General features: G+C 52.8%; 21 protein-coding genes and 3 tRNA genes. 18 read left to right on the top strand and 6 right to left on the bottom strand.

Features of this window, described 5'->3' with window-relative positions:
- Window positions 1-15: 15 nt before the first annotated feature.
- A complete protein-coding gene (locus tag DKB71_RS33105; protein WP_408601938.1) occupies window positions 16-486 on the bottom strand; it encodes a hypothetical protein in 471 nt (156 codons plus the stop codon).
- A gap of 172 nt (window positions 487-658) precedes the next feature.
- Between DKB71_RS33105 and DKB71_RS33100 the strand changes: the two genes are divergently transcribed.
- From DKB71_RS33100 to DKB71_RS33050, 11 genes are all read left to right on the top strand, one after another.
- Window positions 659-1,471, top strand: a complete 813-nt coding sequence (locus DKB71_RS33100) for a sigma-70 family RNA polymerase sigma factor (RefSeq protein ID WP_408601937.1) — start codon at window positions 659-661, stop codon at window positions 1,469-1,471.
- The gene (locus DKB71_RS33095) at window positions 1,468-1,743 is read left to right on the top strand and encodes a hypothetical protein (RefSeq protein WP_408601936.1); all 276 of its coding nucleotides are present in this window, start codon (window positions 1,468-1,470) and stop codon (window positions 1,741-1,743) included. The genes DKB71_RS33100 and DKB71_RS33095 overlap by 4 nt, the downstream gene beginning before the upstream one ends.
- A 24-nt stretch (window positions 1,744-1,767) precedes the next feature.
- Complete coding sequence (locus tag DKB71_RS33090; RefSeq protein ID WP_408601935.1) at window positions 1,768-2,439, top strand: hypothetical protein; 672 nt, start codon at window positions 1,768-1,770, stop codon at window positions 2,437-2,439.
- An 89-nt stretch (window positions 2,440-2,528) separates the two neighbouring features.
- Complete coding sequence (locus DKB71_RS33085) at window positions 2,529-2,933, top strand: hypothetical protein (protein ID WP_408601934.1); 405 nt, start codon at window positions 2,529-2,531, stop codon at window positions 2,931-2,933.
- 183 nt (window positions 2,934-3,116) lie between these two features.
- Complete coding sequence (locus tag DKB71_RS33080; RefSeq protein WP_408601933.1) at window positions 3,117-4,142, top strand: RNA ligase family protein; 1,026 nt, start codon at window positions 3,117-3,119, stop codon at window positions 4,140-4,142.
- Window positions 4,143-4,221: 79 nt separating this feature from the next.
- Window positions 4,222-5,409, top strand: a complete 1,188-nt coding sequence (locus DKB71_RS33075) for an alkaline phosphatase family protein (RefSeq protein WP_408601932.1) — start codon at window positions 4,222-4,224, stop codon at window positions 5,407-5,409.
- A 141-nt stretch (window positions 5,410-5,550) separates the two neighbouring features.
- A complete protein-coding gene (locus DKB71_RS33070; RefSeq protein ID WP_408601931.1) occupies window positions 5,551-7,002 on the top strand; it encodes a hypothetical protein in 1,452 nt (483 codons plus the stop codon).
- Window positions 7,003-7,160: 158 nt separating this feature from the next.
- Window positions 7,161-7,775 (top strand): hypothetical protein, encoded by a 615-nt coding sequence (locus DKB71_RS33065; protein ID WP_408601930.1) that lies wholly within the window; start codon window positions 7,161-7,163, stop codon window positions 7,773-7,775.
- The gene (locus DKB71_RS33060; RefSeq protein ID WP_408601929.1) at window positions 7,772-8,887 is read left to right on the top strand and encodes a hypothetical protein; all 1,116 of its coding nucleotides are present in this window, start codon (window positions 7,772-7,774) and stop codon (window positions 8,885-8,887) included. The genes DKB71_RS33065 and DKB71_RS33060 overlap by 4 nt, the downstream gene beginning before the upstream one ends.
- 10 nt (window positions 8,888-8,897) lie before the next feature.
- Entirely contained in the window at window positions 8,898-10,058 is a 1,161-nt protein-coding gene (locus DKB71_RS33055) for a hypothetical protein (protein WP_408601928.1), read from the top strand.
- A gap of 3 nt (window positions 10,059-10,061) precedes the next feature.
- Window positions 10,062-10,727 carry a hypothetical protein gene (locus DKB71_RS33050; RefSeq protein WP_408601927.1) on the top strand — a complete coding sequence of 222 codons (666 nt, stop codon included), beginning with the start codon at window positions 10,062-10,064 and terminating at the stop codon, window positions 10,725-10,727.
- Here the strand turns inward: DKB71_RS33050 and DKB71_RS33045 are convergent.
- Window positions 10,719-11,938 (bottom strand): IS3 family transposase gene (locus DKB71_RS33045; RefSeq protein WP_408601926.1). Its coding sequence is split into 2 segments (ribosomal slippage): window positions 10,719-11,593 and window positions 11,593-11,938, totalling 1,221 coding nucleotides; the frame shifts between segments, so codons are not numbered across the junction. The genes DKB71_RS33050 and DKB71_RS33045 overlap by 9 nt on opposite strands.
- A gap of 103 nt (window positions 11,939-12,041) precedes the next feature.
- Between DKB71_RS33045 and DKB71_RS33040 the strand changes: the two genes are divergently transcribed.
- From DKB71_RS33040 to DKB71_RS33025, 4 genes are all read left to right on the top strand, one after another.
- Window positions 12,042-12,605, top strand: coding sequence for a hypothetical protein (locus tag DKB71_RS33040; RefSeq protein WP_408601925.1), 564 nt, complete (start codon window positions 12,042-12,044; stop codon window positions 12,603-12,605).
- A 75-nt stretch (window positions 12,606-12,680) separates the two neighbouring features.
- Window positions 12,681-13,196, top strand: a complete 516-nt coding sequence (locus tag DKB71_RS33035; RefSeq protein WP_408601924.1) for a hypothetical protein — start codon at window positions 12,681-12,683, stop codon at window positions 13,194-13,196.
- Window positions 13,197-13,261: 65 nt separating this feature from the next.
- Complete coding sequence (locus DKB71_RS33030; RefSeq protein ID WP_408601923.1) at window positions 13,262-13,750, top strand: dihydrofolate reductase; 489 nt, start codon at window positions 13,262-13,264, stop codon at window positions 13,748-13,750.
- Window positions 13,737-14,273 (top strand): phosphatidylglycerophosphatase A, encoded by a 537-nt coding sequence (locus DKB71_RS33025; protein WP_408601922.1) that lies wholly within the window; start codon window positions 13,737-13,739, stop codon window positions 14,271-14,273. Before DKB71_RS33030 ends, DKB71_RS33025 begins: the two co-directional genes overlap by 14 nt.
- On the opposite strand, the gene DKB71_RS33020 is transcribed toward DKB71_RS33025, so the two are convergent.
- The 4 genes from DKB71_RS33020 to DKB71_RS33005 form a co-directional block, all read right to left on the bottom strand.
- The gene (locus DKB71_RS33020; RefSeq protein ID WP_408601921.1) at window positions 14,254-14,784 is read right to left on the bottom strand and encodes a hypothetical protein; all 531 of its coding nucleotides are present in this window, start codon (window positions 14,782-14,784) and stop codon (window positions 14,254-14,256) included. The genes DKB71_RS33025 and DKB71_RS33020 overlap by 20 nt on opposite strands.
- 131 nt (window positions 14,785-14,915) lie before the next feature.
- Window positions 14,916-16,466: a hypothetical protein gene (locus tag DKB71_RS33015; RefSeq protein WP_408601920.1), complete on the bottom strand. Its 1,551-nt coding sequence runs from the start codon at window positions 16,464-16,466 to the stop codon at window positions 14,916-14,918.
- Window positions 16,463-17,521, bottom strand: coding sequence for a hypothetical protein (locus DKB71_RS33010; RefSeq protein ID WP_408601919.1), 1,059 nt, complete (start codon window positions 17,519-17,521; stop codon window positions 16,463-16,465). The genes DKB71_RS33015 and DKB71_RS33010 overlap by 4 nt, the downstream gene beginning before the upstream one ends.
- Window positions 17,493-17,990, bottom strand: coding sequence for a hypothetical protein (locus DKB71_RS33005; RefSeq protein WP_408601918.1), 498 nt, complete (start codon window positions 17,988-17,990; stop codon window positions 17,493-17,495). Before DKB71_RS33005 ends, DKB71_RS33010 begins: the two co-directional genes overlap by 29 nt.
- Before the next feature lie 276 nt (window positions 17,991-18,266).
- Between DKB71_RS33005 and DKB71_RS33000 the strand changes: the two genes are divergently transcribed.
- The 3 genes from DKB71_RS33000 to DKB71_RS32990 all read left to right on the top strand — a co-directional run bounded on the left by DKB71_RS33000 (window position 18,267) and on the right by DKB71_RS32990 (window position 18,532).
- Window positions 18,267-18,342 (top strand) — tRNA-Asn (locus DKB71_RS33000).
- A gap of 11 nt (window positions 18,343-18,353) precedes the next feature.
- A tRNA-Leu gene (locus tag DKB71_RS32995) sits at window positions 18,354-18,439 on the top strand.
- 8 nt (window positions 18,440-18,447) lie between these two features.
- Window positions 18,448-18,532 (top strand) — tRNA-Leu (locus tag DKB71_RS32990).
- Window positions 18,533-18,892: the final 360 nt, after the last annotated feature.

Below are 18,892 nucleotides of genomic sequence, written 5' to 3'. Positions count from 1 at the left end.
TTCGTTTCTGGCCGATCAGCCCTTAGGCTTTTCGTGATCAGCTCTGAATTTCTCGTAGTCCGCCTTCTGCTTGGCGAAGAACGCTTCTGCCTTCACGCGCTGCTCAGGACTGAGCGTTTTCAGGATCTCGTCCTTACGCAGTTGCGTGGCCGCTTCGTGGTCTTTCTTCATTGTCGCCTGGTCTTCAGCCGGCAGCTTGTCCAGGTACTTCTGGACGATTTGGAAGTGTGCACGCATCTCGGTCATGCTGGCTTCTTTCACGACCTTGGCCTGGGCATCAGTCAGATCCAGATCTTTTTTGATCTGCTTGAAGCCATGACCGTAGCCTGGGCCACCTTTGCCATGCTCACCTTTGTGCTCGCAATGCGGGCCAGGCGCTTGTTCGCCATGCTCGATGACAGGAAGTTGCGCGGCAACCGGGGCGCTGGCGAATGCGAAGGACGGGATAGCCAGGGCGAATGCCAGGGCCAGAGCGGATCTTTTCATGGGAAAACCTCTCGTTGTTATCGATGACTTCATCCTATGGATCATCCCTAGACGAATCAAACACTTAGGTGTAAAGAATTGGAAAAGAGCTGATGGTGAATTGATATATTTGAATTGACGATGTGTCAATTGATGGCATATAATTGCGACATCAAGAAAGGATACAAGCCCAATGAAATCAGCCCTCGCAACCACAAACACGGAAGACGCCTTGCTGGCGACCAGTACGCCTACGGACTATCCGAAAGACGAGGGCGAGATCCTGCGGCTGGTACAGCGCCACCAGGAGACTGGGTGTGCACGTTCCCTGGATCGACTCACCCGGCTCCACCACCGGCTGTGCCTGTCCATCGCCAACAAGTACAAGCATCGCTTCGACACGGATGACACGTACCAGGACGCCATGGAGTCGTTAATCCACTGCGTCAGGGAGTTTGACGTTACCGGTGGCCACCGATTCTTCTCCTACGCCTACACGCGGATCAAACGTGAAGTCGGCCTGAAGAAGATCCTGCAGTGGAGCACTGTCTCGGTGTCCACAAGCAAGGAGTTCCTCAAAGCCTTCCGTTACATGGGCACCATGCTCGACTTTTCTGAAATGACACAAGCGCTGGCCAAGGAGATTGCTGCGGAGCTCAATGTGACAGTATCTATTGTCATGAACGCTTACAGCATCCGCCGTCAGGCTGTGCTGTCACTGGATTGCCCATTGGAAGAGAACGGCTTGCCCCTTATGGAGAGCCTCGCAGACCACCTCTCCCCCGAGGAAATCGTGATGGAGCTCCAATTTGAGCGGGACATCCATACGATGACGAAAAATGCTTTCTCCAGCCTGACCCCAAAAGAGGCGACGGTGATTCAGATGCGCCACCTGCAAGAAGCACCACTGACGCTGATGGAAGCTGGAGCGCAATTGGGCGTTTCGGGCGAGCGTATTCGTCAGATAGAATCGGCAGCAATGAAGAAAATGAAGGTTGCAGCATGACGAGTACCTCGGCGTTTGACACAAGCAATACGGTGTTTGACAGGATGTTTAAGTTTTGTAAGACCCTGGTGCTGGAGCAGTGCGGTTGCTTTCACTGCCTGAAGACCATGGCGCCAGCCGAAATCACTGAGTGGGTTGATGGCGGCGAGACCGCGATCTGCCCGCATTGCGGCGTCGATTCCGTCCTACCAGGTGTTGTATCCAAAGAAACATTGGCTTCGCTGCATAAGCGTGCCTTCAGCGTTGATAAGGCTATCCCCACCGCCCGCTGAGGGCCGACCTACGAGGATTCAAGCATGTTTACATCCAAGAACCGCATCGTTGACATCAAGATGGCGTGTGGTCACTCCGAGGACGCCAGTCTCTCGTATCGTGGTACCCGCCAATTGGCGTCTGAGCGCCGAGACATGTCCATGTCGGTATGCGGTGAATGCCGCCGCCAGCTCGAAGCCTGGATGACCGCAGACTTTGGCAAAGAGACCTTCCCAATGGATCTGCCTCCCCTGTCAGGCGCTTCTGCAGCGCAGATCGGGTTTGCCACGAAGGTTCGCGACAAGGAATTCTCGAAGTACGGCCCACTCATGCTGGCGCTGTCCAAAATGGACACTGAGCTGGCAGTGCAGGCTTGGCGCTCACTGTATATGCGCTTCATGGTGACCAGTTCACGGTATTGGCTGGATGGTCTCCCGAAGGACGGGCGCGATCAGTTCACCGTGTGGCACTGGGCAAGTGAAGTCCGCTATTTGATGAAAGAGCCTGGTTTCAGCGAAAAGCCGCACATGAACTCGCCTTACGGTTGGTTCGTGCACGTGGATCGCTACGCCATCGCCTACATCAAAGCTTACGATCCAACCCGAGATCTGAAAGGCACCAAGCTTCCCATCCTGCGGTACTGGACAGCAGACACGTTGAAGAAACGCGAAGCTGTTGCGGAGCAGGTGGATGAGGCAGTCGCTGCTTCCGCGTAGCGGGCTGGCTTTCTAGAGCAAACGATTGGCATGAATTGACGGCACTTTTCTTAGGCTGTAAATTCGCTGCTTTTTATCGGGGGTATTCTATGTTTGCTGATCCTGAAGATCGATCCAGTGCTGTTGTTGACTCCAACCTGTCCTTCAGGCGCCCATCTCGCAGCTGGGCTTGGGTTAAGACTGTGCTGATGGTCGTGGCCGCTGTTATTGCCGCCGTGCTTGTCTGGGCCTTCATCGTTTTCGGGGCATCGGCACCGAATCCGGCCAAGGACAAACAGAGTGAGTTGATGAACCGCTCGACAGCGCATGCCTACATTGTGCCCGCATACCAGGAGTGCATGGCGAAAGCTGGTGGAGCGCTCGATAGCAGCTACATGTGCGTCAAAAAAGTTGCTTTGACTGCAAAAGCACAATCGATGACCTCGTTTCAGATCATCGGTGTGTTCCGGGATTTGGAAGTCGACGTGAACAGCCGAAATTTCCCACCAATCTGAAAGTGGCTTCAAGATAAGGGTTGTAATGACAGCCCTTATCCGTATAATTTCCCGACTTTCCAACCTAACAAAGAGGAGCTTCTGTTGCGCAATTCCAACACCAAACGCAGTTCCTACTGCAAGCCTAAATAGCGCCCCTCCCCCGTACGTTTTCACGGGCCGGCGCCTGTGGAGATGTAAACCATGAAAAGTCCAATTCTGCTCCCTCAGGATCAATTCCGAGAGCGCACCCTCGCCCGTGACAAGCATAAGTGTGTTGTCTGCGGCTCACCGGTAAACGAAGTTCATCACCTGCTTGAGTCTCGCCTTTTTGACTGCGGCGGTCACTACCTGGATAACGGCGCAACCCTGTGCCAGGATCACCGACTGGCCTCTGAAACCACGGCAATCAGCGTTGAAGAGCTCCGCAAGCACGCCAAGATCGAGCGCGTTGTCATCCCTGGTCATTTTTACAATGACGAGAGGTACGACCGCTGGGGGAATCAAGTTCTGCCGAACGGAACTCGACTACGCGGCGAGCTGTTCCAGGACGAGAGCGTTCAGAAGGTTCTGAGCCTGGGTGATGCACTTCGCCTGTTCTCTTGGTGGGTGAAGTACCCGCGTACCATGCATCTGCCGTGGTCGCAGGGCATTACCTCTGATGACCGGATCTTGCTGTCCCTCGCGCACTTCCTTGGCCTGGAGGTGGTGGTCACTGAGAAATTCGATGGTGAAAACACCACGATTTACTCGGACTACCTCCATGCGCGTTCGCTTGATGGTGTGAGCCACCCTTCTCGTGACTGGGTGAAGAACTTCAGCTCGAAGTTTGCCTACTCGCTTCCTGAGGGATGGCGCCTGTGCGGTGAGAATCTGTTTGCCCGACACTCCATCGGGTACGACAACCTCGATTCTTACTTCTACGGGTTCAGCCTGTGGGATGACACCAACACCTGCCTTGGTTGGGATGAAACCCTGGAGTACTTCGAGATTCTCGGGGTTAAGCCTGTCAGAGAAATCTGGCGCGGGGTCTTCGACGAGAAGGCGATCAAGGCTCTGTACGATCCTGAGAAGGATTGGGGCCGCTGTGAGGGCTACGTGGTACGCCTGGCTGGCAGTTTCCACTACCGAGACTTCCGCAAGGCCGTGGCCAAGTTCGTGCGCCAGGGCCACGTGCAGACTGATGATCACTGGATGAAGGGACAGATCACCCCCAACCTCCTCGCTTGAGCTGAAAGAACCAAGGGTTGACACATGCGGAGGTGACCGTTAGTAATTAACTTTCCATCACGCCAAAGGAAGGCGACAAATGTTAAGGACGACTCTTGATGTATCACTGAACAGCATGCAAAGCGTAGATGCCACCTCCGCAACCCTTGATAAGTCAGGGATAGCTCGCCTATCCAATGGCATCCTGACCAGCCTGGGGGTGATCTCATCCGATGCTGGATTCAACTTGAAACGAACAGACAGCATGGTCGTTTTCATGGTTGACGGCTTGGGGTATCTCCTACTCAATGAGCATCACGCACACGCACCCTTTCTGAAAACACTGCTCGGCGGTAGCCAGTCTTTCAAGGTTGGATATCCTGCTACCACTGCGACCAGTCTGGCTTCCTTTGCTCTCGGGCAAGAGAGCGGCCAGCACGGCATCGTTGGCAGCCGATTTGCGCTGGATACTCAGACCGCATTTACTCCGCTTCCATGGAAATTCGGCAGTCCTTTTCACGATCAAGATCTGATCGTTGAGTCGCCGCTTTTCAAGTCTGAAAAAACTGTTTGGGAATGTGCCGGCGAACTGGGCCTGGACATCGAATGCATACTCCCAGTGAAATTCTCAGACTCTCGTTACAGCAAGGCTGTCTACAAGGGAGCTACCCTCACTCCCTACGAAGACTACTCTGACTGTGGCCGTCGAATCGGGAACGCCCTAAAAAAGTCATCCCGACAACTGATTTACGTCTATCTCGGCGAACTGGATCACGCAGGTCATTTCCACGGCCCCCATTCGGAGGCTTGGCTCAACTGTCTCCAGGAGATCGACACTCTAATTTCCTCGACCGCCAGAACGTTGGCCAAAGGGACGCAACTGCTGGTCACCGCCGATCATGGCATGACGACCCTTTCCCCCGAAGTTACCTTCGACTTCGACAGTGACCTCAACTTGCAGGAAGGTGTTGCGTGGATTGCCGGCGATATCCGAGCACGGCACGTCTATGTAAAACCCGGCAGCGTGACTGCTGTGCTCGAGCGCTGGAAAAACAAACTGGGAGATGACTTCGCAGTACTCCCGCGTAGCCAGGCTATTAACGAAGGGTTGTTTGGCGGTTCCATGAGGTTTGAACAACGTCTCGGAGATCTGATTGTCTATCCCACAGGTCTGGGTGGGATCGTGCAAAGCCTTCGAGAGAAAGACCAAACCTTGTGGAAAGGTCATCATGGCGCTTTGACGGATGAGGATCAGCTTTCCCCTCTTCTGACCTACGCCAACGGGTAAATCCTGAGCTGTGGGTCTGATTTGGAGCCACAGCTTACATCCCTCTTGCTTGACTAGCAGGCCAAGTGGATCTTGGCCTGTTTGCTTTGTGCGCCGGCGAGCTCAGTCTGTACGCTAGAAGAAAATACTTGAGACCGCCCCGTGAATAACCTCGATCCATATGACGCCTTCGCTCAATACCTGACCAGTGGTTTTGAAGCCCTTGGCGCGTCCTTCAGGCCTGTCGTACCTCAGGATCTCAAGGGACAGTACTTCGTCATCAAGAAAACAGGGCATCTGTCGATTGGCGAGGATCCTTCCTCAGCGCCAAAGCCAAATCAGAAGGCTTTTGAGGATTTCAACAGTCAGGTCACCTGCCATATCGCCATGCTGCCGGCGTTACTCGCGGTAAAGCTTGGATATGGGAACGAGGTTGTCCAGGAGTTGATGTTGATCAACGATGCCAACATCCGTGATGTCGGTATGCAGTTCTCAGAGTACAACCACTTCACTGGGATGATGGTCGACGTCGAGGGTCGGAATTTACGTTCAAAGGACGTCGAGCACAGGCTTTGTGAAGTCATCGCCGGCTCGGAAAAGCTTTCTGAAAAGGCGAAAGAGATCTTGGCAACAGAAAATGGGTTTGCCACTGTCGCTTACCAGATGATGTTTTTTGACAACAAAGAGCTGTGGCCGGCGACACGAATCGCTGCCCAGCTTGAGTCGAAAAACACAACAAACCTCGCCGTTTACAAGGATTTTTATGACGCCGAAGGGTCACAGGATGTACCGAACAGAAGCTACGACGACCTGTTCGCCCGGTTGGGGGTAACCATCCCTGCGGTCGTAAACAGCAAATATTTTAAGCCCATGTTTTTTGAAGATCTGATCGAGCGGGCTTACAGGCAAGACGAGTTTGCCGCAGAAATCATTGAATACGGCTTAACACATCGAGATCAAACGATTCAGAAGGCCTTCGCTCGCGGTATAGCTTACGCCCTAGTGTTCGAGGTTGAGCGCTTTGACGAGGATGATGTCGAGCATGTGCTTGCTTTGATCACCAACGAACTGGAGGGAGCGAAGCTTCCAGTCTACGGGAGGAGCCTGGTAACAGAGCTGAACCTACTACCTGTGGGTTTTGATCCAGACGATGACGAACTCGATCCCAATATCTATCCAGGCTTATGTAACCGCACAACGATAGTGAAGCGGCTTATCACGGAGTTGATGAGTACCGAACCTGGGGATGTCGCGTTCGGGCAATTTCATGCGCTGGGCACCCTCTCAAGATTGCGCCTGCCCGACCAAGACATCTCAGGCATCGATCACTCCAAAGCGATCCATTACCTCCTGGCAGCTTATAACGCCTTCACCGACAGCGACCCTCAGCTGAAAAACCACCAGGACATCGCCCACCTCCACAAACGCGTGCATGATTGCCTGGAAACCTTCCTGACCATCCTGCCGAAAGATCAATTCTCCTACGAGGGACTTGAGGGCCTGTCCCAGGATAAAATTCTGATGCTCGCCACTGCTGGATTCGACATGTTTAAGCTCCCAAAAATGGAGCTCCCTACGCTCGGGCGACACTTCACGAATGAGCTTGGCATTTAACGGCAATTGTCTGAGCGAAAAATTGAGTTCGGGCTGACACTCGTCCGGGCTCTTCGCTTTCACGCACACCGCGTCTAGACAGGCCCGCAGGCCTTTTGACTCAGGTATCCCGCTGCCCATAGACTGGTGGCAGTAGCTGATTTCCATTGAGCTGAGCCATGCATAAAATTAAAAAACGATTCTTCTATCATGGTGCCCCCTGCACCATCGAATCGTTCGACTATAAGTTCACGAACCAGGGAAACGACCAGTATGGCTCCGGGTTCTACTTCACGCCTTGCAAAACCACGGCGACAAGCTACTGCATCCCGAATGGGGTCGTTCAGGCTAATGGGATTCCATATACTCCAACGCTTCACAAGGTGAGGCTGAACCTTGAAAACCCGCTGGACTCTCAGCATATTCAACCCCTGACTCTGGCTCAATGCATTGAGATTATCACCCGAGCGCCTGACTACGAGGAGGTTTTGGGGGACTACTACGATCTAGGCCGTGAACGGCTTGATGTGGTCATCAGAAAGCATGCCAAGCTTTACAGTGCAAATGACGAAACCCCACTGCTCAATACCTTAAACCTTCTTGCCAATGACCACTATGGGGACAACATCCGAGAGCTAAACACCGTTCTCAAGGACGTGCTCGGTTATGACGGAGTAGTCGATACAGTTGGGCGGACGATGATTGCCGTAGCGTGGTTTCCAGAGCAAATCGAATTCGTGCAACGCATAAAAAACCCCAAAAAAGAACTCGAAGAAGAAGGGCCAACCCCATGAGCACCCGCTTCCTGAGCGACATGCAACAAATCAAAGGCGAGATTCTGAAGAACCTGGCCGCCCCTGAGCACGACCCCTTTCGCATCAACTCGCTCCTGAACCAGTTCATCACGGTCAGGAACAGCGCAGTGGATGCCGGCAACTATCGCGTTGCCGACCAAGGGGCACTGATGTTGGCCGGTATCGCCCCCACAATGTTCACGTGCGAAGAGGTTGCAGGATTAAGCGGGAAGCTCTACTTCGACTACTTCGAGACCACCATGCGGGCGGTATTCAACATCGCCTCTGATGTGAAGGGTGATCATAAGGACGCGCTTGTATCCATGGGGGTAGACAACCTCATCAAGAGCGATGCATTTCGTATCGACTCCGACTCCAACATAGCGACCGGACTTATCCGGAATCTGCTCGGACGCTGCACGGATAAAGCCCCGGCGCTGAAATTTTGTGAGTCGATCCTTCATCAGGCTAATCCCTCAAAATCGGGCGCCAGAACCATCATCGAGGCCGTCTTCGACATCACCAGCTCTAATTCCTTGCCAGACAAGGACGCAGCTGCACGCGACCTTCTTGCTTGGATTGGTTCCAAAGAAGAGCTCATCGCTCCAATGGTTGCCAAGTTTCCAATGCGCATCACGTCAAAGGAACGAGTCGATGCCTTCCGCGAAGCGGGCTTGCACTCAGTTGCCAATGCCCTGTACTTCCGGAGCGACATGCTGGATGCCAAGGAACTGATGAGGCTGAACAAGACCTACGGCCTGAAGCCGGACGAAAGCTACATCTCGCAATTCACCGAGAAACCCCACCCAGAGATCAAACACCTCCGAGAGTTGCTCAAGTACTCAATCGCGGTGGAAAACGTCTTTCCCGCCGAGTTTCAGACGCGCCAGCCCTGGGTTGTTGGTGGTCTGGTCGACGCATTTAAAAAGCTGCGAGAGGCTGGTATTCAGCCAAAACCTCCTGCAGAGTGCCAGCCCCTGTTTGCGATCCTAAGCAAGCACGTAAAACCGAGCGAGTCTGTTGAGCCGCTCATGACCAAAATGATCAGCCCTTACCTCGAAGGTTCTTTGGAGCTGCGAGGTAAGATGTTCACACAGGCCCTCGGGGTTTAACGGAGAGAGTATGGCGACCTCGCTGACAAGAGAGCTTCAAACCACCGGTGATGCCCTGCGCATTGCTCTCGAACAAAGGCGCGGTACGCCCGCCATACTCATTGAGCTGATGCATGATTTCGCTAAGGCGTCTGAAAAGGCGTTTGAGGCCAAAAGTCATAGCCTGGTTGGTTTTGCTGCTGAACAGCTGAAAGCTTGCAGTCGGGGTTTCCTGAGAACGCTCGAGAGGGACGGCTCACCAGAAGTCATCGCAATGGCTCTTGAGCTATTCCCTATGGGCAGTGACTACCTGGATGAGGCGCTTGAGTCGCTCCAGCAGACAAGTCCGACAGAATTCACCCAGGATCTGCTTGGGGCAATTTTTCGCAACCTGTCCCGTCACGAAACGCTACTTAACGATAAGCTGCGCGGCACCGGGACAAGTAAAATCCTGGAACGCGGACTGAGGTTGAGCGCGGGCCTGACCATGGATGAATTTGCCGCAGGCGAAGTGTCGGCCTTCATGGCTTCATTGGTAGAGTTTAACAATGATGCAATCGCCCATCTGGAGAGAACTGAGCGAGCTGTTTCCGAGGGGAATAAATGCTGCATCGAATCAACAGAACTGCTGATGAATTGGATCGAGTCTAACGAAGACTTTCTATGTGAAAGTGTCACACAGAATCAAGTCACCGATCTCAACACGGATAGGCTGATCGAGAAGGTTAGAAAGGATTACGAGTTACCTAGACTCGCGGCAGCCCTCGCCTTTCGCACCAATCGTCCAACATTTGAAGATCTGCACCATGCCTATGAAAAGGGCCTGCGTGCAGACGTGACATTCCGCACCGGGGTGATTCCTTCTGAGAGTTCTTCGCTGATGTCACAAGCCACGTTTAAGGCGCTGATCGCTTACTCCATGGTGTATGAGGATGTCATGCCAGAAACCATTGTCCTCGACCCGAATGCCAGCGGGCTTAAGGCGCTCCGGGCTGCAGGGGAACTGCTAGACCAACCAGAATACAAATCGCTTGCTCGTGTTGGCGACATCCAGAAGATCGTCGACCAGGTCATCGATGCTACACCGCTTAAGCACTCCATGGATCCGCTGGTGGGTACCTGGGCGGAGAGGTATGCGATCAACAACCTGACTTACCGTGCACGTCTCTTCACTCAAGAGCTTGGAGTTTAAGTCTTGAACACACATGGCCACCTCCTCCAACCCATCACAGAGATCAAGCTGCCAATGGGCCTTCCTGCTATGTGCGAGAGGTTGGTCAGCGCCGGCAAGGCCCTTGAGAGCCTTTCAGAGCCTCTTTCGCAAGATATGCGGGTCTCGCTTGGTGATGAGTTCCAACGACTGATGGATGACCTTTCCACCGGCTCTCCAACGCTCCTTGATCCTGTTCCCTTGATCACCTTGGTCTCTACGATTCCAATGACCGTTAGGAACGCAAACAGGGTCGCTGGCCATGCGAGTACAGTCTCCAACCACGATGGCCAGGAGCAAGTGGTATCCCAGCTCGTGCATGCGATGGTGGAGAACTTGAAGCGCTACCAGACCATTGAGCACGAGATGAAGCTCGTACAGGCTGCGAACCCGCGCTTCGCTGGCGATATCCTGTTCAAGATCACCGACTTTGAATCTGATCTTGTGACGATCCCATTTGAGCTTGCTTGGGTGGGATACGAAGACAACATCGCCAAGGAATACCTCGACCACATCTTCAGTCTCGATATCAGTGATAACGATGCGTCTATGGATCCCAAGGGACACGCTATCGCTGCAATCCTTGAAGCTGGTAGAGATGATCCTGGACTTGCCCCTACCAAACCGGACACCAACTCCCCGTTAAATTGATGCTGCCGCTAAGCGCCTGAACTCCCTCGGTGAGCGATAGTTCAAGGCGCTGTGTGGATGCTGCTCGTTGTAGTGCTCGAAGGCAATTGCCAAGTTACGCAACGCCGTTTCTCGATCCGGCTTGGGCATGTGCGCCACGTAATCTCGCTTAATCGTCTTCACGAAGCTCTCGGCCATGCCGTTGCTCTGCGGGCTGCGTACCGGGGTGGTCACCGGCTGTAAGCCGATCTGTAGAGCAAACAAGCGTGTCTGTCCGGCGGTGTACGCCGATCCGTTGTCACTTAGCCATTGCACCGGCGTGGCGGGCAGTTGATCACCAAAACGCTTCTCCACGCTTTCCAGCATCAAGTCGCGGATATCATCGCCGCTGTACCCGGTCGGGCTGGCGACCCAGCCGATAATTTCGCGATCACAGCAATCGAGGGCGAAGGTCACGCTCAGTTTGGCGCCGTCCTCGCAGCGGAACTCAAAGCCGTCCGAGCACCAACGCGTATCGCTGGTTTGCATCGCAATACGGCCTTCGTGCCGACGCGGCACGCCGGGTTGTTTGATCCGGCGTTCAAGCAAAAGGTTGTGGTCACGCATCACCCGGTAAACCCGTTTCACGTTGATCGCTGGCAGCGAGCGCTTTTCACGTGCTCGACGCAGCAGTCCCCAGACGCGACGGTATCCATAGCTGGGCAGTTCGCTGACCTCTTGCTGAATTTCAGCGACCAGCTCTACATCGTTCACAGGCCGGCTTCGCCGCGCTTTGGGCGATACCGATTGCTTGATTCGAACCGTTAATTGCGAGCGCGCTACACCGAGACATTTACTGACCAGCTTCACTGGTCGTCCCCCGGCAACAAGGGTGAGTGCGCAATCCATTTTCGCGACCGGGCGATCTCCACGGCCTCTTTGAGGATTTCGGCTTCCATCGTTTTCTTGCCCAGCATCCGTTGCAGTTCACGGATCTGCTTGAGCGCATCGCTCAGCTCGGAGGCCGGCACCACGGCTTCGCCTGCACTGACCGCCGACAGGCTGCCGTCCTGATACAGCTTGCGCCACAGGAATAACTGGTTGGCATTGATGCCGTTGCGTCGAGCGACCACCGACACACTTTGTCCTGGCTCAAGGCTCTCGCGAACCATGGCCAGCTTTTGCTCTGGGCTCCAGCGGCGCCGCCGCTCCTGGCCCAAAAGCTCCCCACTCTTGTCGTTGCTATTAGTCATAAACATAACCGTTTGCCTATCCCTTATCGTAAGGGGGAAAGGGTGTCCTGTCTTTCATGGGGCTTGTCCAGATCCTGAGAGAGCAGCCCCGGCCTGGCCGGGAATGAAGCGATGGCTAGAGGACAACAAGTCGTTGGTTACGCAGCGGCTGCTGGCAAGTGGTTGGAACCATGAGTACAAGCCAAAGCTTCACCAGAAGGCGGAAAAGCTCGGCCTCCCATGGCTTTCTGCGGTACTTATCAAACGCGGTTTCCGTTTCAATCCAGAGGATTTGATCGAGCTGGAAATAAAGCATTCCCAGTCCCCAGATCTCGGCACCTACGAAACCTCATTCCTCGGGCCCGATGGCAAGCCTGCGCCAGCAGATGACAAGACTCTGATCGCGATGCTCGCCCATGCCCTGGTGTACGAGAACGTGATGCCAGATGACTGGATGACCCACGAAAACTCCTCGGCTCTGAAGCTCTTGAGAAAAGCGATGGGAGTGCTCAGTTCGCAAAGGATAGAAGCTGACCCAGAGAGACTAAAGCCACTTTTTGACTTGTGCTCTCGTAAACTTAGAAAAGACGACGATCTAGAATGGCTTGTGAACTCTGAATTTAAGCATTTGCTCACTGACTCCCTGGGGTACAAGGGAGTCAAGTTCACCCAGGAGCTGGGTATCTAGCTAGACGCTTTTGATTGACTGAGCATGGACGAAAGATATACTGCAAAATACGTATATCACCCAGGAATGCTCCTTATGAGCTGGATTAAAAAATCGAGGCCGGATCGCGCAGAAGACGTAAATCGACTTTGGGACAGGCTCTGTGAAGAGTCGCCAGACCGGTTTTGGTTATCTGACGACCAAGATAGCCCGCAAAAGCAACTTATGAACATCATTCTGCCGGTGCGCGAGAGCGATGTGTATTACCGGGTCACCATGCTGACGGCGCAGCTCAAGGCCGCCAGGATGATCGCCTACGACTTGGGTCAATTGCCGGGAGAGAAGCTTGCCATTACCCCTGCTCTGCTTGATCGCGTCGGCATTATCGGTGAAGAGCTTTTCCTGCTAGACACCGAAACCGAGGACGGTATCGCCTTCGAGATTGTGCTCGACGTGGAAGGTTTGACCCATCCTGTGATCGACGACGTTCTTGGTCGTTTCATCGACAACGGTGAAGTGCCACCGATGCCGAAAAAGATCAACGCGTTTGACCTCGTAACCCGTCTAGCTCAGGCTCGCGAAGAGAAGCGACAAGAAGACTTCCCGATTTGATATGCTGTAGACAATTCTGATTCATCGTTATTCCTTCACAATAAAAACAATAGAGGAAAATTCGCGTGAGCTCTCAACTGCATTTGATCGCAGCGTTCGGTAACCAGGGCCAGGTCGGTCTCAAAAACAACCTGCCCTGGAGTCTTCCGGAGGAGTTGCGTCACTTCAAAGAGACCACTCTGAACGCGACGGTGATCATGGGCCGCAAGACCTTTGAGTCCATCGGCTGCCCACTGCCAAAGCGCAGAAACATTGTCGTCAGCGAGAAAGTTGGTTTTCTGCCGGGTGTTGAGGTCGTCAAATCGATTGAACAGGCACTGGAGCTGGTGAGGCACGACCACAAGGTCTTTGTGATCGGCGGTGTCTCGATCTGGAGTGGCGCCCTGCCCCATGCAACACACCTTGTGCTGAGCGAGGTGAACTACAACGGCCAGGCTGACACCAGTTTGCCTGAGCCTTTCTTTCAAACGGTGCGGTCTGACTTTCGCCTGAATCACCTCCGGCATAAGGAGGACTTCACCGCCTCCTACTGGATACGACATGGCGTTCGCTGAAACACCTGAAACTGAAACTGCACTACCCATCGCCCGACCAGACCCTAAACGCCCGCTGCACCTGTTAGCGACGGGATTCGGGTCTGGCCTTATCAACCCCGCCCCTGGTACATGGGGCAGCCTGGCGGCGATCCCATTCATCCTGGCGCTGCATCAACTGTCGTTGCCGATCTATCTGCTGGTGCTGGCTATCTCCGCCATCGCCGGCATATGGCTGTGTGGCGTAGTTGCCCGCGATCTCGGAGTTGATGACCATCAGGCCATAGTCTGGGATGAGTTTGTTGGTATGGGGATAACGCTGGCAATCATGCCGCCTGGAATGACGATGCCTGCCGTAATTCTGGGCTTCTTGCTCTTCCGTCTGTTCGACATTGTTAAACCAGGCCCAATTGGCTGGCTAGACAAGAATCTCAAAGGGGGCGCCGGTATTATGATGGATGACATCCTTGCCGGTATCTTCGCCCTTCTTAGCCTGGTCTTTATCCTCGGTCTTTACCGCTGGATCACTGTTCCCTCTTTGTAGCAACTTGCGAATACGGTATCTTCGAGACTTTCAAAAACGAAGATACTCTATTCACAATAGCTTTCATCTTTGCTTCAGTTTCTGGTGGGACTTTTAACGGGGAATATAACTCTGCGGCGCGACCAGTTATTTTCATATCAAGTGTAGACGGCAAGATCGTAGGACTTACAAAGTTTACTTTGCCACTTGAGGTTTCATATGGGCGCTTCAAAACCCAGTTTGTTCCATCTCGATTGACAACAAGGGCAGAAATATAATGCGTACCCTGCGTTCCATCTTCGTTGAGCTCATAGTTTACGCATATGTATACATAGGACTCTGGACTCAAACTGCTAATTACGCCACCAGCAAACTCAATGTAATGGTTTCCCGGCCTTTCGAGCAGTAAAGGTGAGTACCCATCTACAAAAAACAAAAAACATATGCTGCTTGGAAATCGACCTTCTTGTAAATCGTTACAGGCTTTCGAAAAAAGCATGTCGATGATCTGCATATTACGCTTTGAGCTCATTCTGACTGCTCGAGAAAATGGCGAGTACAATCCTCAAAGTCTATAGCTAGCTCCATTGCATAGCAAGATGCCACCTAGCGGGTAAATTCACAAGGCGGCAAAACGCCACATCAAGCGCTTTATTCCGCGCCTCAAACGCCTAATTCTTGCGTAAAAATTTTGCCCTTAACTGTGTGTTTGACGTGTGGAAGCAATTCATCCCGGTGAATTCCGCCAGTACTGGTCAGAAGCTCGAATTCCTCCATGGTGCTGATTTTTGGGCCAATTTCAGCCACAGAGACCAGGCCGTGGCTCAAAACCTCAGCCACAATTTCCTTGTCCTTGATTGCTAGCGATCTCTTTATAAGCGCGCCAAACAGCTCCTTGACGATGCCGGTCGCCCTCTCATTCTCAGGGAATACGCTGAGCAAAATTTTGGCAAATAGAATGCCCTGGCCATATTTTGATCGGCTAGTAATGTCCATCTGGAATTTATTGATTGCAAATTCCAAGCAACGCTCTTGATCTTCTTCTGGCAATAGCTTGAGCCATACTTTGATTTTCTTTAGCGTCGGAAGACTTCCATGGACACCGACTCCCCCATTACGGCGTGCATGTTGTGTGCACCAGGTTTCAAACCGGTCAGCAGACAGCACAACTTTTCGAAGCGAATCGCAATGAGGATTTTCTTTCAGCTTTTGAAACCAATCAGATCTCCAGCTGAAAGCATGATCCTGCAACATATTGTCGAGCGCGTTTTGACCAGAGTGTGGATCTTTGAACTGTACAAGCTCATCAAGCGGTAGTGAATGTGCCTTGAAATTAACACTCACAGCCAGGATGGCTGAACTCAGTTCGAAGTGACGATCCTTCATAACCCCACTTAGAAGCGAGCCAGTAAGTTCCTGGGCGTCTGGCCCATGAAGAAGGAACAATCCATAACAGAGATTTTTCCTGGCGAAATCTTTGCCACACATATTTAAATGGCCAGTAAAGTCGCCGCTGCAAATGTCATAAAGTGGCGCTGACGTATAACGACCGACAGACTGCATTACAGATTCTTGATCAAGTGCACCCGCCAATGTCATTAGCATCGGCGTGCGACACAGCCACTCGTCAGTGTTGGGTAATCGTTTATAGGCTTTTGTGACCGGGTTGACCTTGCTGAACGACTCAAAGATCGAGACGCGCCCTTCCATGCTCTTGATGCCCTTGAACCATGCATCAACCCAGGCATCGAGGTGCTCCTCACTCTGGAGGATGAGCGGAACAATCCGCCCGGCTAGCAGGTGCCTGCCGTCGATCAGCGACCCGTTACCACCAGGCATGGTTTCGCACTTCCTGAGCATGACCACCTGCTCTGCCGGCGTATAGCGCTCATTCAGCGCCTTCGCCGTCGACGGTAGCCACGTGAGGTACTGATTCATCTCCATGGTGTAGAGCAGATGGCTTAGCAAGGTGACCCGGTCGGAGTTGTCCTGCGACGAGACGTAACTCCTTTGCCAGTCGATACGCGGATCCTTAACCATCAGCGCCAACTCGTCGTCGGTAAAAAATGGAAAGAACCCTGTGTGCGCCTGGCTGGATTGAATCAGGTCATCCAGGGGGCGCCGCTTCAGGTAAGTATCTCCGTCCACGGGATCCACAAGCGCCATCAGTTCAAGCAGGTTTTCGACGAAGGTCTTTGGTTCAGCTTCAGTCACACTCCCAGCTCCTGGGTGAAGTAAGAACCCCGCGCCTCATAGCTAAGCGCATTTTTGTCAATTCTTTCCCTATCAAATTCCGCGACCTCGGCAATTGCCTCAAAATCCTCTCGCGTTTTTATGCCCTTGGACAGTACAGCGCTATCGATGCGATTTAGCTTATCGGCGAATTCCTGATCATCAAGGGTGAAATACTGCCGACCGATATGAACAGCTTCCATAACCCGGTCGCTACGGTTTTTTTCAGGGTTATGCGCCTTGATCGCCACCTCCTGGAATCGGACGAACTCTTCATCCGGCGATAGCAGGAAATCCATAAGGTGGTAGGCAGCTTCACCGGAGAGATTTTTGTCTCCAAGCAGGCCACCCAAGGCTTGAGGGAGGCTCATCTCGCACCCAGGGATGGATCTGGCCAGCTCAAAGAGAACTTCGTACGTAGGCCGTACCTTGGCGAAGTCCTCGTCGAGAATGTTCTCGAACAAGGCCTTGTTGAGCTCGCTGAGGGATGACTTCTCTCCCAGTGGCGCCAACCCCTCATGCAGTCTTGAATAGACCTGCATTGGAAATGCATCCGCTGGCGCTGCAGCCAACTTCTCGGAAAATTGGATAAAGCCATTTTTCAGGATCGGGTTGGGCTTGCTCTCCCCCAGGTGCGCAGCAATGGCCTGGGAGATACCCCTGAGGGCTACTGGTAAATTGCATGACACGACATCACCAACTGCAGAGAGCAACGAGCGGCATGAATAGCCTGCTGGCTTGCCGAGGATTGTGTCGTACTGCGAAAGGGAGTGCGAATAGGCAGCGCCTAAATCGACGACAGCTTCATTGGTCGCTAGGAGACACGACAGGACATTGAGCTCTTTCTGCTTGATCGCCAGCTCGAAAACCGGGCCGGCGCCGTGAGCGTCTATGTACTGAGTGATCATCGGAAGCATGCCCAGTGGCGTGCTTAGAGGTGCTACTCGGTCGCTTTTTGGGATCAAAAAGAGACCGAGCATTTCATTGAGCTTGGAAATTCGAAGCGTATCAGGCGCTTTTTGGGCTGGCTGCGTCATTGGTGGTTTTTCTCGCTCCGCTTTTTTGCGGCTTTCTCGCAGTTTTTGCTTTAGCGGCCTTTGCCTTAGCGGCTTCTTCTTTCTCTTTGGCTTGGCGCTTCTCAATCACTGCGAGCAATGGGTCTATCACCAATTTAACATATGGCTTGAAGGGCAAGTAAACCTCGCGGTTGATGATTCCCCAGTCCGAGACCACATACTTCCCGATATTCCCTTTTACTCGACCATCCTTTTTCAGCCAATCGACGTCGCACAAGTAGTCAACGCTGCGCAGGCGGTCGATCCAATTTTTGATCGTCAGAATGCTGACGCTCATGGCTTCACACATGATGACAGTGGTTGCCTTTTCGTCGAGTTCTTCAATGATCAGAAGCAGAAAGCCCAGGTCGAGCGGTGAAGTACCCTTCAAGCAGAATGTTCCATCATCGCCGACAATCGCGCCGCCGATCAGATGATTTCTGATGCTCATAGCGGGCACCTGCAGATGCGCAGGAAGCGAGGTAGTGATTGACCGCACAAAATCTTGTGAACGGAGCAGTTTCGTAGGTTCCTTGGACATGAAATACCCTCAGCATTCGCGTGATTTTTCGGTCAGATTTGACCAAAGCTTTCGATGTTGCAGAGTATAGTGTTCTTATACCCTTTAAGTCAAGACGGCTCGTTGAGCCCATTGAAAAATCATAACGTTTGCCATGTATTGACGGAATTGACCTCTACCGGTATGATCTCTTTATCTTGATTCCATTCCGCGTTAGCTCAGTCGGCAGAGCACATGACTGTTAATCATGGTGTCCCTGGTTCGAACCCAGGACGCGGAGCCAATCAAGCCTCAGCCCCGATGGTGAAACCGGTAGACGCAGGGTGCTTAAAACGCTCCGGCCTTGTGCCATGCGAGTTCGAGCCTCGCTCGGGGCACCAAATCAAATGCCGAAGTGGCGGAACTGGTAGACGCGGCAGATTCAAAATTTGTTGCCTTCTGGCGTAGGGGTTCGAGCCCCCTCTTCGGTACCAATATCAAAGACCCTCACGGGTCTTTTTCTTTAAGGTCACCATGCTCAGCTTCTTAATCAATCTGTTCTCCAGGAATCAAGCCAAAGGTCGGTCAGTGAGAGTGGAGCCCACCCTCTCTAAAAATCTCACACTCTCCCCTTTCGAAGTTGCTGCTGAGCAGCTCTCCACTGACGGCAGCATGCGTTTCAATCGAGAGTCGTTGCGAGCGCGAATTAAAGGGGAGCTTAACTGATTTAGTTAATTGAAAATAATTTCAAATATTCTATTGACAGCCTTGATCGCTTAGTTTTAAAGTTTACCTATCTTATTTCTTCCAAAGAGTTTATCGAAATGAACGCCATCACCTTCTTCACTGCTGCT

This window comes from Pseudomonas sp. PLMAX (assembly GCF_046042685.1).
GTDB classification, from domain to species: domain Bacteria; phylum Pseudomonadota; class Gammaproteobacteria; order Pseudomonadales; family Pseudomonadaceae; genus Aquipseudomonas; species Aquipseudomonas putida_AE.
The sequence above is the reverse complement of the archived record's forward strand: the minus strand, read 5'-3'. Positions and strand labels throughout refer to the sequence as shown.